At 45.8% G+C, this 16483-nt stretch carries 20 protein-coding genes; 13 read left to right on the top strand and 7 right to left on the bottom strand.

Going from position 1 to position 16483, the window contains the following annotated elements:
• The first annotated feature begins 12 nt into the window (after positions 1 to 12).
• The 4 genes from DYE48_RS02785 (at position 13) to DYE48_RS02770 (ending at position 2388) form a co-directional block, all read left to right on the top strand.
• Positions 13 to 366: a VOC family protein gene (locus DYE48_RS02785; RefSeq protein WP_115822327.1), complete on the top strand. Its 354-nt coding sequence runs from the start codon at positions 13 to 15 to the stop codon at positions 364 to 366.
• 10 nt (positions 367 to 376) lie between these two features.
• Positions 377 to 1090, top strand: coding sequence for an alpha/beta fold hydrolase (locus DYE48_RS02780; RefSeq protein ID WP_115822326.1), 714 nt, complete (start codon positions 377 to 379; stop codon positions 1088 to 1090).
• 145 nt (positions 1091 to 1235) lie between these two features.
• Entirely contained in the window at positions 1236 to 2030 is a 795-nt protein-coding gene (locus tag DYE48_RS02775) for a metallophosphoesterase family protein (protein ID WP_115822325.1), read from the top strand.
• Positions 1981 to 2388: an NUDIX hydrolase gene (locus DYE48_RS02770; RefSeq protein WP_115822324.1), complete on the top strand. Its 408-nt coding sequence runs from the start codon at positions 1981 to 1983 to the stop codon at positions 2386 to 2388. The genes DYE48_RS02775 and DYE48_RS02770 overlap by 50 nt, the downstream gene beginning before the upstream one ends.
• Before the next feature lie 54 nt (positions 2389 to 2442).
• On the opposite strand, the gene DYE48_RS02765 is transcribed toward DYE48_RS02770, so the two are convergent.
• The 3 genes from DYE48_RS02765 to DYE48_RS02755 all read right to left on the bottom strand — a co-directional run bounded on the left by DYE48_RS02765 (position 2443) and on the right by DYE48_RS02755 (position 5532).
• Positions 2443 to 3117 (bottom strand): NAD(P)H-dependent oxidoreductase, encoded by a 675-nt coding sequence (locus tag DYE48_RS02765; RefSeq protein WP_115822323.1) that lies wholly within the window; start codon positions 3115 to 3117, stop codon positions 2443 to 2445.
• A gap of 73 nt (positions 3118 to 3190) precedes the next feature.
• Complete coding sequence (locus tag DYE48_RS02760; RefSeq protein ID WP_115822322.1) at positions 3191 to 3829, bottom strand: YczE/YyaS/YitT family protein; 639 nt, start codon at positions 3827 to 3829, stop codon at positions 3191 to 3193.
• Between the two features lie 146 nt (positions 3830 to 3975).
• Positions 3976 to 5532, bottom strand: a complete 1557-nt coding sequence (locus DYE48_RS02755) for an ABC-F family ATP-binding cassette domain-containing protein (RefSeq protein WP_115822321.1) — start codon at positions 5530 to 5532, stop codon at positions 3976 to 3978.
• Between the two features lie 110 nt (positions 5533 to 5642).
• Here DYE48_RS02755 and DYE48_RS02750 point away from each other — a divergent pair, with 110 nt between their 5' ends.
• From DYE48_RS02750 to DYE48_RS02725, 5 genes are all read left to right on the top strand, one after another.
• Positions 5643 to 6533, top strand: coding sequence for an NAD(P)/FAD-dependent oxidoreductase (locus DYE48_RS02750; protein WP_115822320.1), 891 nt, complete (start codon positions 5643 to 5645; stop codon positions 6531 to 6533).
• Positions 6534 to 6705: 172 nt separating this feature from the next.
• A complete protein-coding gene (locus DYE48_RS02745) occupies positions 6706 to 8220 on the top strand; it encodes a potassium/proton antiporter (RefSeq protein WP_115822319.1) in 1515 nt (504 codons plus the stop codon).
• 713 nt (positions 8221 to 8933) lie between these two features.
• Positions 8934 to 9359: a DMT family transporter gene (locus DYE48_RS02735; protein WP_115822317.1), complete on the top strand. Its 426-nt coding sequence runs from the start codon at positions 8934 to 8936 to the stop codon at positions 9357 to 9359.
• 16 nt (positions 9360 to 9375) lie between these two features.
• The gene (locus DYE48_RS02730) at positions 9376 to 10071 is read left to right on the top strand and encodes a Crp/Fnr family transcriptional regulator (protein WP_115822316.1); all 696 of its coding nucleotides are present in this window, start codon (positions 9376 to 9378) and stop codon (positions 10069 to 10071) included.
• An 11-nt stretch (positions 10072 to 10082) separates the two neighbouring features.
• Entirely contained in the window at positions 10083 to 10559 is a 477-nt protein-coding gene (locus tag DYE48_RS02725; protein ID WP_115822315.1) for a DMT family transporter, read from the top strand.
• 26 nt (positions 10560 to 10585) lie between these two features.
• Here DYE48_RS02725 and DYE48_RS02720 read toward each other — a convergent pair whose 3' ends face one another.
• The 4 genes from DYE48_RS02720 to DYE48_RS02705 form a co-directional block, all read right to left on the bottom strand.
• Complete coding sequence (locus DYE48_RS02720; RefSeq protein WP_115822314.1) at positions 10586 to 11476, bottom strand: manganese catalase family protein; 891 nt, start codon at positions 11474 to 11476, stop codon at positions 10586 to 10588.
• Positions 11477 to 11488: 12 nt separating this feature from the next.
• The gene (locus DYE48_RS02715; RefSeq protein ID WP_089652090.1) at positions 11489 to 11716 is read right to left on the bottom strand and encodes a YuzF family protein; all 228 of its coding nucleotides are present in this window, start codon (positions 11714 to 11716) and stop codon (positions 11489 to 11491) included.
• Between the two features lie 252 nt (positions 11717 to 11968).
• Entirely contained in the window at positions 11969 to 13804 is a 1836-nt protein-coding gene (locus tag DYE48_RS02710) for a terpene cyclase/mutase family protein (RefSeq protein WP_115822313.1), read from the bottom strand.
• Positions 13805 to 13920: 116 nt separating this feature from the next.
• Complete coding sequence (locus DYE48_RS02705; RefSeq protein ID WP_115822622.1) at positions 13921 to 14421, bottom strand: peroxiredoxin family protein; 501 nt, start codon at positions 14419 to 14421, stop codon at positions 13921 to 13923.
• Positions 14422 to 14791: 370 nt separating this feature from the next.
• Between DYE48_RS02705 and DYE48_RS02700 the strand changes: the two genes are divergently transcribed.
• The 4 genes from DYE48_RS02700 to DYE48_RS02685 all read left to right on the top strand — a co-directional run bounded on the left by DYE48_RS02700 (position 14792) and on the right by DYE48_RS02685 (position 16479).
• Entirely contained in the window at positions 14792 to 15403 is a 612-nt protein-coding gene (locus DYE48_RS02700) for a hypothetical protein (protein ID WP_115822312.1), read from the top strand.
• Between the two features lie 133 nt (positions 15404 to 15536).
• A complete protein-coding gene (locus tag DYE48_RS02695; protein ID WP_115822311.1) occupies positions 15537 to 15962 on the top strand; it encodes a DUF4871 domain-containing protein in 426 nt (141 codons plus the stop codon).
• A gap of 13 nt (positions 15963 to 15975) precedes the next feature.
• Positions 15976 to 16155 (top strand): hypothetical protein, encoded by a 180-nt coding sequence (locus tag DYE48_RS02690; protein WP_089652095.1) that lies wholly within the window; start codon positions 15976 to 15978, stop codon positions 16153 to 16155.
• A 24-nt stretch (positions 16156 to 16179) separates the two neighbouring features.
• Positions 16180 to 16479: a hypothetical protein gene (locus DYE48_RS02685; protein ID WP_115822310.1), complete on the top strand. Its 300-nt coding sequence runs from the start codon at positions 16180 to 16182 to the stop codon at positions 16477 to 16479.
• Positions 16480 to 16483 lie beyond the last annotated feature (4 nt).

Below are 16483 nucleotides of genomic sequence, written 5' to 3'. Positions count from 1 at the left end.
GAGGACGATCGAATGAAAAGCCCAATTCAAAATGAAGTAGGAGCCATTTTTGTTCCAGTCAAAGATATTAAGAAAGCACGCGATTGGTACTGTGATTTGCTCGATGTGCCTGCGGAAGAGGATTTTCCAGGCGGTCACCTTTACGTTTTACCTATGAAAAATACAGGGGTTGTATTGGATAGCAAGATTTATTCAGAAGAAGCGGTTTTTGGTGCGCCGGCTTTCCATTTTAATACAGAAGATATCGAGGCTGCTTATACTTACATGCAAGATAAAGGAGTCGAAGTGGTATCTGAAATCCAGTTCAACCACTTTTTCAACTTCAAAGACCCAGATGGAAATCTATTGATGATCTGTCAATGTTAGCAGGGAAGTGATGATTTTATATACAGAGGTGGTAGGAGAAGGGGAACCTCTTGTCTTCCTGCACACCGGCTTACAAACAGGTAGGACGGACTTTGAAAAGCAGCGGGAGTATTTTTCCTCGAGATATCAGGTGATTTCGCCTGATTTAAGAGGGCATGGGAATTCGCCGGCTGACGACTTAGGTGACTATTACAACCATGCCGCCGATGATTTGGCAGAAACTTTAAGTTCTATGGATATCAAAAGTGCTCATATCGCAGGGTGTTCATTCGGAGCTTTAGTTGCGCTATTTTTAGCAAAAAGACATCCTGAACTTGTTCGGACATTGACCATTTCAGGGGTGACCCCTCTCAAACCGGAAAATTGGAAATCTATCAATGAAGAAGAGTCCAAGTTACGCATGAATCTCTTAAAGGACGAAGACACATGTGCTTACTTCGATTCTCTCCATGGAGAGGGGTGGCAGAGGTTTATTCATATGGGCCAGGATGAAGGGTGGTACCCTTTTGAAGCGACGAGTTCCATACAATCCCTGAATATGCCCGTCCTTTTTTTGATTGGGGAGGGTCAGGAACATGAAGTCAAGGGCGTGACGGTTTACAAAGAACAATCCGACTCCATTCATGTTGCTGTTCTTCCCTTTGCTTCCCATTTGGTCCATGCGGAGCAGCCGGACCTATACAATAAGACATTGGACGTGTTCCTCTCTAATAGTGCATCCTGAATAAAAGGACGGCATAAAATGAATAAAGCTCAGCGATGAAGTTCGAATATTGGTGTTGTGAAGGTTTTCCTACGGAGATTTAAGGGAGCGAAGATTCTTGGGCTTGCCTCACGGTTTGTATGGGTAAAGAAAAGGAGGGTCATGGATGAAGCGGATGGCTGTGATGACAGATGTGCACGGAAACATTTATGCCCTTCAAGCTGTACTTAGGGATATCCGCAAACAGCATGTGGATCGAGTGTATTGTATGGGAGACATGATAGGAATCGGACCTTTTTCCAATCAAGTATGCGAATGGTTCTATTCTTTAAAGGACACGGAAATTGTTAGAGGGAATCATGACGAAGCTGTCCTTGCCCTGATGAATGGTGAGCCTTATCCTGAAAGTAGAATTAATGTGCAAGAGCATCATCAGTGGGTGGCCGATCGACTGTACAAAAGGTATGCAAAGTGGATGGAAAGACTTCCACGGCAGATTTTTACAAAGATTGAGGCACGTACTTTTCAGTTCGCGCACTATCCAATGGACACGAAAACTAGTCTTCTGCCCATTAGTGAAGATCCATTCGACCAACTGGTACCACCGAATGGAGAAAACTTTTCACAGTTGGATGAGTTAGAAGCGGAGACTGTCCTTTGCTTCGGCCATGACCACGACGTCCATCATTTTTCCATGAACGAGAGAGTGTTTTTTAATCCAGGCTCCCTGGGGTGTTACAATGAGCCCTATGCCCGTTATGGAATTATTGATATTGACGGTAGAAAGGTTCGATTTATCAAACGCAAGGTACCTTACCCAATGGATACATATGTAGAACATTTGAATCGGATCGACTTCCCACGTAAGGAAGTGATTCTAAAGCTTTTTCAAAAAAATAGGAGGACCCATCATGACACCACCGAAACACATCGTATCAGCAGCGACCATAATAACAAATGAAGAAAAGGAAGTGCTCCTAATCAAAGGACCGAAGCGTGGGTGGGAGATGCCTGGAGGCCAAGTGGAGGAAGGCGAATCCTTGAAAGAGGCCGCCATCAGAGAAACGAAAGAAGAATGCGGGTTGGACATTGAGGTCACAAGGTTTTGCGGCGTATTCCAAAATGTCGACCGCTCCATATGCAACACGTTATTCTTAGGGAAAGCGGTAGGAGGAACGTTGAGGACGACAGAAGAAGCGTTGGAAGTAGGTTTTTTCCCCTTGGAGGAAGCACGTGACATGGTGACATGGGGGAATTTCTGGGAAAGAATCGAGCTCTGTTTAGATGAAAGCCGGCAGCCATTTTTAGTGGATTTCTGATTCTCAAGCTGATAAAAAAGGAACTTCCGCGAAGGGAAGTTCCTTTTTTATCTATTAGACCCATTTCACGACATCGTCGAAAGAACGACGTGATTTTTCAGGTTGCTCTTGAGCACGGTAACCGAACGCACACATGACGGAAATACCGAAGCTCCCGTCTTCAAGAAGACCTTCTTTTTCTAGTAGATTGTTCATCTTCTCCATGTTGAAGCCTTCAATCGGGCAGGAGTCGATGCCGATTTCAGCTGCGGCTGTCATCATGTTGGATAAAGCAATGTACGTTTGTTTTCCAGCCCAGTCATAAAGAGGGCGCTCGCCTTCAAGAAGTTCAAAGTCTTCCTTTTGGAATTCTTCGATCCGGCTCAAATATTTTTCCAGGAAATCATCAGGCAGTTGTTTGACGTTTTTAAAGTGGTCTTGCAAGTATTCGGAATCATACTGCGTATCTTTCCTCGTCCTTGCGAGGAAAATGACGAAGTGACTGGCATCCGGAAGCTTCCCATACGCACCCCAGGCTGTGTCTTTGATTTTTTGTCTCAGTTCAGGATTTTGAACGACGACAAACCGCCACGGTTCGAAACCGAACGAGCTCGGGGATAAACGGCCGACTTCCAGGATGAATTTGAAATCATCCTCTGGAATGGTTTGATTCGGATCGAATTGCTTGGTCGCATGCCTGAACTTGGCCGCGTCTAAAATTTCCTGCTTTTTCGTTTCTTTGTCACTCATCTTTCTTTCCCTCCTCTGTTAGATTACAAAAGTAATATACCACGAAGGAGAGGGGAGATTCATGACTTTTGCTTTACACAGCTTCCTGGTAGGCAGTTTCGCCGCCAGGGTGTAGGCGATAATAGATCGGATAAGCCCTCGTGTAGAAATATTGAATCACGGGCCCAAGGAAAAGCATCGGTGCAAGTGTTCCTAGTCCGACCGGTCCACCAATGGCAAGGGCAAGGCTTGTCATGACCACCGCGACCAAAGTTTGGCCTGTCTGAAGACTCAATTGAAACCTTGCACTTACTGCAAGGAACAGTTGGTCGACTGGAGCTCTCGGGAATTGAGGCAGGATGTAGATCGCGACTCCCAATCCGATGAACCCGACTCCTGCAAGCAGCGTCAAAACTTGCAAAGCGAATGGGGCGGTGGATAAGTTGACCGGAGCAAAAACAATTTCCAGCCAGAAGTCCAAGATCAAGCTTTCCAGAAACACAGGTACGACCGCCCTCGATTCAGGGAGTGTATTCATCAACTTGGCATTGATGAAAATAATGATCAATTGAAAAGCCCCGTACCAAAATCCGACGGTGTAACCGAAATGATCGGACACTCCGATGAAGAACGAAGTCCAAAACCCAGCTCCGAGTGTTGCATTGATAAGAAGGGCGACCCCGAAGAAATTGATGAACATGCCGACAAGGTAAACGATGGCACGATAAAGCATGACAAATGCCTCCTTTCCATAAAAAAAGTGGTCACGAGTAGAGGGTTTCTCTAAATCGTGACCACATTTTATTAGCGATTATTTTATAGGTCAATCAAAAAATTTTGGAAAGAATACCGAGTCCCGGCATGGAGGAACTTCCATTTTTAAAAAACTTTCGTTGTCCAATCTTCGCAGTTCCATACATCTGTGACGACATCTTCATAAAACTCTGGTTCGTGTGAGATGAGCAGGACGCTTCCTTTGTACTCTTTCAACGCACGCTTCAGTTCAGCCTTTGCATCCACATCCAGGTGGTTCGTAGGCTCATCGAGAACGAGTAAGTTCGTTTCTTTGTTGATCAGTTTGCAGAGGCGGACTTTCGCCTTTTCCCCTCCGCTCAATACTTGGACTTTACTCTCGATATGTTTACGAGTCAATCCGCATTTCGCCAGTGCTGCGCGCACCTCGTATTGGGTGAAGTGACGGAACTCTTCCCACACTTCCTCGATACACGTGTTGTCACCGATTTCCTTCAACTCTTGTTCGAAGTAACCAATGTGTAAATGTTCTCCAAGTTCGACGGATCCTGAAACCGGCTGAATTTCACCGAGGATACTCTTCAGCAACGTTGTTTTCCCAATTCCATTCGCCCCGGACAAAGCAATTTTCTGCCCGCGTTCCATCGATAGGTTCAAAGGCCTGGACAGAGGCTCATCATAACCGATGACAAGGTCTTTCGTTTCAAACAAATATTTCCCTGGAGTACGGGCTTGTTTGAAGTTGAATTGCGGTTTTGGTTTTTCAGCATCGAGTTCGATGACGTCCATTTTATCAAGCTTTTTCTGACGGCTCATCGCCATTTTACTTGTCGCCGCATTGGCTTTGTTTCGGGCGACGAAATCCTTCAGGTTGGCGATTTCTTTCTGCTGCTTCTTATAAGCGGCTTCCAACTGCTGTTTCTTCATATCATAAACGCGAAGGAATTCATCATAGTCTCCAGGGTAGCGGCTCAGCTCCTGGTTTTCCATATGATAGATCAAGTTGACGACACTGTTCAGGAACGGAATGTCGTGGGAAATGAGGATGAAAGCATTCTCATATTCTTGAAGATACGTTCTCAGCCATTCGATATGCTCGACATCCAAGTAGTTGGTCGGCTCATCGAGAAGAAGAATTTCCGGTTTTTCCAGTAACAGCTTTGCAAGTAAGACTTTCGTACGCTGCCCGCCACTGAGATCATGAACATCACGCTCGAGTCCAATTTCATTCAGACCGAGTCCGTTCGCCACTTCTTCCACTTTGGCATCAATCGTATAGAAGTCATTATTCGTCAGCATATCCTGAAGGACACCTGTCTCTTCCAATAGATCCTGAAGTTCATCCGGATCGACTTCGCCCATCTTTGCAAAAAGATCGTTCATCTCCTGTTCCATATCGAACAAGTATTGGAAAGCTGTACGCAAAACATCACGGATGGTCATGCCCTGTTTTAAATCAGCATGCTGATCGAGGTAACCGATACGGATCCGTTTCGACCAGGTGATCTTCCCGGCATCCGGCTCAAGTTTTCCTGTAATGATATTCATAAATGTCGACTTGCCTTCACCATTCGCTCCGATCAAGCCGATGTGTTCTCCTTTTAACAAACGAAAAGACACGTCATCAAAGATCGCACGATCCCCGAAGCCGTGGCTCAAGTTTTTCACTGTGAGTAAGCTCATTTTAGTTAACACCTTTTCTATCGTTAGATTCGTCCTTCTATATTATAAAGGGGAATGAGGGGAAACGATAGGGGAAAAGTAGGAAGAGTTGAGGAAAGGAGTGGGTGGGATTGTCTTATGATTGCATCATCATCGGTGGAGGGATCGCAGGTTTGCAGGCAGGAATCATGCTCGGAAGGTACCGGCATAAGGTGTTAATGATCGATAGTGGCCAAGGGCGGTCCAGTCTGTGCCACAGGTATAACAATATCATCGGATTTCCTGATGGAGTCAGTGGCCAACAGCTCCGTCATGACGGTAAAAAACAAGCGGAATCCTTTGGGGTGGAAACACTGGAAGGGAATGTCGTCGATGTCCATTCAAATTTCATCGTGGAAACAGAAGAGGGGGAAGCAATCCCGACTCGGACGGTCTTGTTTGCTACAGGGATTGATGAAAAGTTCCCACCTATTCCCGGCATCAAAGAATGCTTAGGCTTATCTATTTATGTTTGTCAGGACTGTGATGGGTATGAAATCACAGGCCAAAAGACCGCAGTTGTGGGGTGTGGAGAAGCGGGGGCGCAACTGGCGCTTACGTTAAAGGACTGGAGCGAGGATATCATTTTCTTTAATCATAGCGGGGCGCCTTTATCTCTTGAGATGCAAGGGAAACTTCGAGACCGCCGAATCCTTGTTCAGCAGGTCGAAGTCAGCAAGTTTGAGCACAACCAAGGCTTACTAGAAGCCGTCCTGACAGCGGACGACCATCGCTGGGAGATCAAAAAAGCTTTTCTTGCTTTCAGTGGGAATCGGGTGCAATCGGATTTAGCGGTCAAACTCGGAGCTGATGCAACAGAGAAAGGCCACCTCGTTGTGCATCCAAGGACAAAAATGACCAGTATGGAAGGCGTATGGGCAGCGGGGGACGTGGTAGACCATTCTCAATTCGTGACGACAGCTATGGGGGACGGGGCACAGGCTAGTGTCTGGATACACAAATGGTTGAAAGAGAGAAGGTAATTTCTTTGATTTCAACTCATGGATATAGGATAATGATGGATATACCATTTTCATTTCCTATCATGAACATTCTACTTTTGTTTCATCTACCCACGCTCCATCTACTGTTTTCCAAGACAGAAACCCAAATCATTCAAATTAAATTGAGTGCATAAGGAGAATCGAAACCTACATGTTTTTTGACGCTTTTGGGACGGATTCATTTTTACTACTTACTGCATTATTATTATTCAGCGGTGTGCTTGTAGCGAAGTTTTCCAGCCGCTGGGGCATTCCTGCATTGATATTATTCATCATGGTCGGCATGGCTTTTGGCAGTGAAGGACTCGGAATCGTTTACTTCAGTGATGCCGGCACGGCCCAGGTCATCGGTGTATTTGCACTCGTCATCATTTTGTTTGAAGGTGGTCTACATACGAAATGGGGGACGGTGCGCTCCGTTGCTGTACCTTCGTTATCGCTCGCTACTTTTGGGGTGTTGATCACTTCGCTCATCGTGGGGCTTGCCGCTTATTTATTGTTCGAATTGAGTTGGTTGGAATCGTTCTTATTCGGTGCCATCGTTGGATCAACCGACGCAGCGGCCGTTTTTGCGGCATTGAAAGAAAGAAACATCAAAGCAAAAATGGGGGCGACCCTCGAGGCGGAGTCTGGAACGAACGACCCGATGGCCGTCTTTTTGACATTGTCTCTCATTGAATTGATCACTGCGGAGCAAGCATCGTTCTGGATGCTCATCCCGACGTTTTTCATTCAAATGGGCCTTGGCATCATTATTGGTCTAGCATTAGGGAGATTGGCATCTGCATCCATCAATCGCATCAAATTGGATTCAAGTGCCTTGTATCCAATTTTTTCTGTAGCTTTTGCTTTGGCTACCTACAGCATCACCGCCTTTAGTGGAGGTAGTGGATTCTTAGGCGTTTACGTAGCAGCACTTGTGATCGGAAATAGTGAACTGACGTATCGTTATTCAATCTTCCAGTTCAATGAAGGATTTGCCTGGATGGCGCAGATTCTCATGTTCGTTATCCTAGGGCTTTATGTCTTCCCAAGTGAATTGTTTACCGCTTCTATCATGGTCAACGGGATATTGCTATCAATCGTGCTTATTTTAATCGCAAGACCGATTGCTGTTTTCTTATCGATGATCAAGATGAACTATTCAACGAAAGAAAAATTGTTCATATCATGGGCAGGTCTGCGCGGGGCTGTACCGATCGTCCTTGCAACCTTTCCTATTGTGGAGGGACTGCAGAACAGTCAGGCCTTATTCAATCTCGTCTTCTTCGTTGTGCTGACCTCAGCACTCGTCCAGGGATCTACGATTTCGCTTGTTGCGAAAAAAATGAACCTTGTCGGACCGAAAAAAGACATCCCGCACCACAGCATTGAATTGATTTCTATGGGGAATGCCAAGGCGGAAATGATTCAATATCAAACCAATGACGAATCAGCCGTCGTCGGCAAAAAGCTACACGAAGTCAGCTTCCCGAATCGCGCCAACATCAGTGCCATCATCCGGAACAATGAAGTCATCACGCCTTATGGAGAGACGGAAATTAAAGCCGGAGACTTCCTGTACATTCTTGTGGAGGATAAGTACAAGGAACAGCTGAAGAAAACGTTGGAGCAGCGTGTACAAAAAAGTGAACAGCTCATGAAAGAAAAAGACGCTTCTTCCTAAAGCGTCTTTTTCTTATGGATGCAGCTTTTCCACTAAAGGTCCCTTTTGTGAAGGGTCAGTTTCGAGACTTTTGTTGAGTGGATGGGGGCTGCGGGGAATGGCTCGCTTTCCGCGGGGCCCCACACGAGGTGGGGCCGTTCGATGTTGGCACAGGACGTGCCGAACTTAATCGAACTTCTTCTGTTCTCTTGAGCCTCCTCGGACTGCGTCCTGTGGGGTCTCACCATGCACTTTTTTCCCGCAGGAGTCTCGCCATTCTCCTCCGCCCCTCTGCCAATATAATTATCTCGAAACCACTTCCGGAATAAGCTGCCTTTATACACATGGTATTTGGAGGGGAATGACCTCCTAAGGAAGCTATTCTTCATGCGAATAGCTTGTTATAGAGCGCTGTACAGGAAAGGGGTTCGTTTCTCACATACATTGGATGGGGTGGTTGGGAAGCTGCGAGACTCCCGTGGGAGAAGGAGACAGGCGAGATCCCGCAGGACGCAGTCCGAGGAAGCTCGGCGCTCCCCCACAGGAAAGCGAGCTGCTTCCCAGCCCCCCCTTACGCTCAACACGGCAAACGAACCCCGGAACATCTCAAAATCGAGTCTTCCACAACCCTGGCATTTTGTTGAATATGTGATAAATTTAAGGCTTTAGGACATATGTCCTTTCCGAAATCGCCGTCATCCTTTTAAATGGATTTCAGAACAGGAGGATGAACGATGAAAGGTGCTTTATTTTCACTACTCGGAGGCTTGTGCATCACGATGCAGGGCATCTTCAATGCGAGGATGAGTGATTCTATAGGAGGCTGGCATACCACTTCGATGGTCCACCTGGTCGCCTTCACGATATCCATTCTCGTATATTTTTATGTCAGAGATGGAAAAGGGAAAAGCTTTAAACGAGTGCCCTTCCTTTATTTGATTGGAGGGACGTTCGGAGTTGTCGTCGTTTTTGCAGAATTGACGGCAATTAAAATGATCGGTCCGGCGAGTGCCATCGCCATTTTACTCGTGGCACAAATCGGCACGGCTTTTATCATCGAATCCAAAGGCTGGTTCGGTGAGAACAAAATTCCTGTGACGAAAAGGCAGGGAATCGGAATCGCTATGATGCTTGTGGGTGTCATCCTTTTCCAGTTGTAAAAAGGAGATCGTTTCTATGAAAGAAAACAAAAAAATCAATCCACATCCCTATATCGAGCAGTACGAGCTGGAGCGGATCTTTCCTGAAGAATTCGTTCCAAAAATCAACGTGTTCACATTTACGAAAGGTGACGTTCTTTTTGCACCGGGTGAAACGTTGAATGACATGTATCTACTCGTTGAGGGGAAGATCAAAATTTTCACCCTGACGCCGGAAGGGAAGTCTTTAATCAACCGGTTCAAACGTCCGCTCGGAGTCATCGGAGATGTCGAATATGTAAAAGGAAGCTCGGTCATCAATTCTGTCGAGGCTGTATCTGATGGAGTGATGCTTGCTGCATCCTTTGAGGACTTGAAGGATCTCGAAAGGAACCATCCACCATTCATTCGTTTTTTACTGGAGACGGTGGCGCACAAGTTTTATTCCGAATCCCAGGCCTCGAGCCTGCATATGCTCTATCCTGTCGAAGTACGGCTGGCCAGTTATTTCTTATCGATTTCTTCAGATGGGGAAGGGACACTTTTTCATCAGGAGATGCGGACAGCGAATCTGACAGAACTCGCAGAATGGGTGGGGACGAGTTACCGCCATTTGAACAGAGTGCTGAAAAAAATGGTCTCAGATGAGATTATTGAACGAGCGAATGGATCGATTAAGATTAAAGATTTGGAAAAACTCCGGAGCCTGGCGAACGGAAACATCTATGAATAAGGAGGGATACAATGCTTGGCGTATTATTTTCTGTCGTGGCAGGTATTTTGATCAGTATGCAGAACGTGTTCAATGCGCGCGTCAGTGAAAAAACAGGGGCGTGGGCGACGACATCACTTGTGCTTGGTTTAGGGCTTGTCTGTTCTCTGCCCGTCTTTTATGCTATGGAACAAAGGAGCTTGTTTGAATTCGGAGATGTGAACAAAATCTTTCTGTTCAGTGGCGTTTTCGGAGTAGGGATCGTGTTCTGTCTCATGCGCGGAGTGACACTGATTGGCCCTGCCTATGCGATTTCCATAGCCCTCATATCACAAATCCTCATCGCTTTTGCCGTCAATACGGGAGGGTGGTTTGGCTTCGATGCCGCTCCTCTTTCTATGACGAAACTTGTGGGGATCGCTTTGTTGATCGGCGGGGTGCTTGTGTATAAATTGGAAAAGCCGGCTTTAGAAGAAGAGGAAGAAGAAGTGGAACAAATGAGAGCGTGACCGCTGGAGGTCACGCTCTTTTTTCGTTACATATTCTCCAACAGCTTCTTGGCAATCCGTTCATAATCATCCCGATCGATGCCGGGTGCGAACTCTTCAGGAAGGTCATCGAGATCAGGAATCGGTGCGCCTTTTGGCGTGCCTTGAATCACCTGCAGCGGCTCACCGTTCTCAGGGTTCGTCCCTTTCCATATCTTTTTGATCTCCTGGTAATCATAGTCGCTCCATGTGTATAGGATGTTATCCAGTCCCTGGTCGATGTAGGGACGGGCATAATCGAATTTAGAGTTATCAAGGTCAGGGACAGGAAGCATTTTTTTCACATCGACACCTGTGGCAATCTCCAAAGCTTTCGCATATGCAAGGGCATGTGTACCTCCTCGGACAAGTAAGTAGCCGATCATTTCACGTGCCGTCGGATGGTCGGTCATTTCATAGACACGCATCTTATGTGTTCGTGCACCGAGCTCGAGAAAAAAGTTGTGTAACAGATCCAGCACAAGGTTACCACTTGAAAAAACATTGTCTCCTGTCCAGGCCCGTCCCATTGAATCGCCTGGGAGGGCCGTTTGGGCTGTAGCAATGAATTGATACGAATTCCTTTTGTTCAAGCCGTTTTGAAGGGGAGCGATATTAGGATCCCCAGTAAAAGTCACTCCGCGAGTGAGCAGGTTGATGGAATTGTTTACGAGTTCGACATGCCCGAATTCTTCAGCTGTAATACTTGCAACTAGATCGTAGAATGGACGGTGTTTTTTCTTTTGACGAAAAGCGAAGGACTGGAACATGTAGTTATTCAACGTAGACATTTCGCCGAACTTTCCACCTAAAAGTTCTTGAACAGCAGCCGCCGCATTCGCGTCACCGTGTTCAGGAATGGTCAGAGCAATCTGCATCCGGTCGAGTCGCTTAAACATAACATCCTCCTTTTACTTGTATCGTTGATCAGGAAACACCCAGACGATCTGCTGGGTCCGTACGAAAAATGGGGTCCCACTCACCTCGACGACAATATGATCCGGCATGACCGTCTTCAACCCACCGCGTACAGACCCTTGTGTCGTCTGCACGACCACAGGAGTGCCTTGAATAGACATGAGCGTTTGGTACACATATGGATCAATGGCGGAATTCATAGACACGTTTTGAGAATTCATTCCATCTGCTCCTTTCACAGGTAGTCTCACTTAAAGATGTATATGTACAAATCTCCTATTTAGGATGCTTAGTTGGAAAAATAGGGGATGTACATAGGAGATTCATATGCCTGTCCTTTGGCTTTGATATATATTAGCGACTTCCATCATTATATTAGCAGCTTTTCAAATTATATTAGCAGGTTTCTAGGTTTTATTAGCGACTTCCATCATTATATTAGCAACTTTCCTTAGTTTTTCGTTTCGTATCTCCTAGAGCGATAAGTATTTCTTAAATACGAGGAGCGGCCAGATGTAATTGTAGCTGTGATAGTAGATGTAAAAGTTTCCTGGAAGACCTGCTCCTGTCGGGTATTCATACGTCCAATCCTTCTCTTCCAGTTTTCGAAGCAAACAAGCGATTCCTCTATCAATGCTCGGTACCCGTCTTTCGTACACAGCCATAAGGGCATCCAGTGCCCAGGAGGTTTGCGAAAGGGTACTATCTCCTAAAGGAATGTAGATTTTCTCCTGATCACTTTTACACGATTCTCCCCATCCACCGTCTTCATTCTGAATGCTTTCAATAAAATGGACGCCTCTTTTGATGGAACGGTCATCCTTACTTACTCCTACGGCCCGCATACCCGTGAGGGCGGCCCAAGTACCGTAAATATAAGTGATTCCCCAGCGTCCATACCAGGATCCATCTTTTTCCTGATGGGAGCGCAGCCAGTTCAAAGCTCTTTGAACACGAGGTTCCGTCAGAGGGAAACGTGCGTCAGTACCTAGAAATTCGAGTGTCCGGCCCGTCAAGTCTGCTGTCGATGGGTCGATGCTTGCCGACTCGGCCCCGTCCATTGGGACAAATTTCATGAGAGGATTCGTCTTCCCTTTCTCGAAAGCAGGCCAACCCCCGTCATCATTCTGCATGGCGAGCACCCACTTCAAGCCTCTCGTGTAGTGGCTCTGGAGGGTTGGATCTTTACGAAGGGCCCGCAAAGCAGCTGTCGAGTCATCAACGTCGGGATGAATACTGTTACTTTTAGAAAATCCCCATCCCCCTGGTTCTGTATGGTTGGTATCTACCATCCAGTCTCCGAATTTGGTCTGTTGGTGCTTCAAAAGAAATGATTCAGTTTCATGTAAAGGGACATCGGATGCGGGCTGAGCCTGAAGGGCATGGCTCAACAATGCCGTATCCCATATATCAGAAGGTGAGTTTTGGATATGGAGGCCGCGCTCCGTGGAACAGGCATGCTGGATCAGCCCCTCGATAGCTTTTTTGATGATGGGATCATGTTTTTGATAGCCGCAACTCACTAAAGCATAAATCATATAAAATGTGGAAGAGAAATAGCTGTATAGTGTTCCATCCGACTCGATCCGTTGCAGCATGTAGGTGAGCAGGCGCTGCCTTGAGAGCAGGTAAAGTTTATGAGGAAGTCCAGCCAGGGATTTGACGGCATCCTGGACACTTGTCAATAACGACCGGCTTTCCTCAGGAAGCAGCTCTTGATCCTCCCGAATGAAGCAGTCACTCATATCGGGAATTTGTTTGTTCTTCATTACAAAAGGTTGATCGGATAAGAGCAGAATCGGTGCCATGTGTACGCGAGCGTAACTACTGAAATCAAAAAAAGAAATGGGAGAACAAGGAGGTAGTAAAATGATGTGAACAGGCAAATGGAATAGATTCGGCCATGGATACTGTCCGTGGATGGCCAATGTGATTTTGGTCATGGAATGAGCACGATTCAGCCCGCCGTGCTTCCGGATAAATGCTTTGGCTTTCTTGATCCGGAGGTCATCACTTGTATAGTAGCCGGCATAAAGAAGAGCGAAAACCGCTTCAATGGTTGCCGAAAGGTTCCCTTCATCGTCAGCATAGAGCTTCCAGTATCCCTGTTCGTTTTGAAGAGAAGAGAGACGCGCGCACAATCGTTTGATGATCTCTGTTTCTTTTGTAAACGTTTGGAGCAGAAGAATCATATTGGCATCGGTTATCAGGCTGTTTTCAAAACAAAAATGAAAGCTTCCGTCGTCAGTCTGGTGTGCCTGAATCTCAGCAGTCAGTTGAGCAATCGCTTCATGGATCCGTTCGTTCACAATGATTCACCCTCTTTTATTCCATCCTACTTTTTTTATATGAAGCGGATGCCTGATTCAGAAGGAGCTCTTTGCGCATAAAAAAACGAGCTTCCAAGATAGAAGCTCGCTCATTGTTATTTCAAATTCTCTCGGATATACTTGATGATTTTTCTGATTTCATCCGGATGCGGACGGCCGAATGGGCTGGTCTGTCGCTGCTGGTAAAGGACGCGCCCTTGTTCATCTGTTAAAAAGTAAGCGGGCTCCCCATGGGTTCCATGGTCTTCATAGGGTGCATGCTCATCATGGTAATGAACCTGGTAGTTGGAGAGAAACTCAAGGTTCTCATCCATTAGAATCGGAAAGGTGAAGTCATGTTGGCTCACCATTTTTTCCAAACTATCCTTGCTTTCATGGGTGATTGCGGCGAATTTGATGTCGTGTTCTTCAAAGTAACTTAACGTATTCTGGAACTCGTCCAGCTCACTCATGCAGACAGGGCACCACGAACCGCGAAAATATACGAATAAGTACCAATGGTTATTTCCTTTTAGGTCTTCAGAAAAATGGAACTCTTCTCCCTGCACGGAAGACAGTTTGAAATCCGGGGCATGTTGATATAATTTAAAGCTCATGGAATGACACTCCCTTTTCATTTTTTCTCCCTCATACATCCTCATACCCTTTTCTAGTTAAAAGTAATTATTTTTTTCGACATCCAAAGATATGGTTTCGTTCATCTAGTGTACTTAGGAGAGACATGTAGGAGTAATGGGTTGTTTTCTTCTTAGAGGATTTACACACGTGTTATTGAATTCATTAGGTAGGGTGTCACATACCCGAACGGATTTGCTGTAACGAAACTACTGACATAACCTTTCTTCCTCTGAACTAGCAAAAGGAGCCTTTTATTCTATAAATACGAGAAAAGTGGAGAACCGTGTAGATGAATAAGAGGAAAATATACCCATATTTTGGTATAATCGAAAAAAGGGTGGTGAAACGGTGAAAGCAATTCTTTGGATCCTTGGAAGTATCGGAACCATCGTTATAGCGATCATCTTACTTTTTATTTATGAAATGACCCCAAATGCGAGTATGGAAACGAAGGCGAAAGAGCTTGGAGAAGGTTATATACAAAAGCATTTTGACGGGCAGGCGGAAGTCTACGACGTGCTCTATGACAATATGGGAAACCACGAATTCGATTACGCTGCAAAAGTAACGCATAAGAAAACAGGGGTCAGTTTTCTAATCTATGAAACAAGGGATTTCCAAGTCATGAAGGATACCTATGCAAGTAGTTATTATGAAGAACAAATAGAGAGGGATCTTCAACCATTTGTTAAGGATATGGACGACGTGGTGTCCCATTTGGTACATATCTCTGATGTACCTGACAAGTACCAGGGGGAGGATTCGCTGCCTGATTTCAAAGACTTGAACATTGTTCCCAATGTCATTATAGACTTGGACCGGGCTGCATTGGATGATGATGAACAAAAGATGGAAGAGCTCTTCGTCTTTATGAAAGAGAACCTGCGGATTGAACGAGGGGGTGGGCGTTTTGTGTACGATCCGTCTTCTGGGGATGAGATGCTTCAAATGAGTTATTGAATGGGAGTTTAGGAAAGAAGGCCGGTGAATAGAGTCCTTTAAAATTCCTTCTTCGGGCTAACTGCAGTATGGGGTCACTCCAGTCATTAAGAAAGAGTTCCCTTTCTTAGGGGATATTACAGAGGAGGATGTTATGAAAAAAATTATTTGGATGGCTTTATTCATTATGTGTGTAGGCTGTCAGCAGACAGGAAATGAAGAGTCCCCCGTCACCACAAAAACCGAAGAGTTCGAAGCCGGCTCCTTCACGATGAGGGGAATTCCTGACAGAGTCGCTTTCATTGATGCCCCATGGATCGAAGGTAAAACACAAAAGTACATGTGGCATTTTTGGGGAAGTGAAGAAGAACTGAAGGGTGCATTCAAAGTAACTGGCACACATACGGAAACGGGAGAAACAGTCACCGTTCTGGAAACATCAGAAATCGCGGGGCCGGTGAATGGAGCAGATGCGTCTCTTCCATCGAATATGTCTCTACCAAAGAGCGGAGAATGGGAGTTGGATACGAGGGTTGACGGGGAGTCGTTCGGGACAATCCTTGTGCATGTGAAGGAATAAAGGAGGGTGTCATGTGGAAACGGCAGGATTCGTAATCATTTTAGCGATCGCCATTCTTCTAGATTACCTTTGGTTCGATCATGATCGGAAGCGGTGGGGATGGATGAAAAATTGGACGCGCATCCAAAGAGGATTATTCCTGGCAAGTTTCTTCGTCGCGGCCATGGTTATCTACATCGGTATGAGTCTTTAAGTTTTTTAGAAAGGTCTTTATATTATGAGAGTTTTATTAGAGTTGGTGCGAATCGTTTTCCTGGTCATTTTCGGAGGGGCATTGGTCTGGGTCGTTCTCGGTCCTTTTTATGACGTCCATCCAACATCCGGAGAATATCAATGGCTTGGCGCCGTCGGTGTATATGGGATACTTTTCGTGACCTACCGAAACCGCTGGCAGTTTTCTGGTTGGTACAAGGGGAAAGGGAAAAAGAAACTTTCCCAAAGGGTGACTAGATTCATAGTGTTCGGATCGGTGCTGCTTTTAGCATCTCCATGGGTAATAGCCATCATCAATCATTGAGGAG

Origin of the sequence: Halobacillus trueperi, from assembly GCF_003386945.1 — a bacterium.
GTDB classification, from domain to species: Bacteria; Bacillota; Bacilli; order Bacillales; family Halobacillaceae; genus Halobacillus; species Halobacillus aidingensis.
The sequence above is the reverse complement of the archived record's forward strand: the minus strand, read 5'-3'. Positions and strand labels throughout refer to the sequence as shown.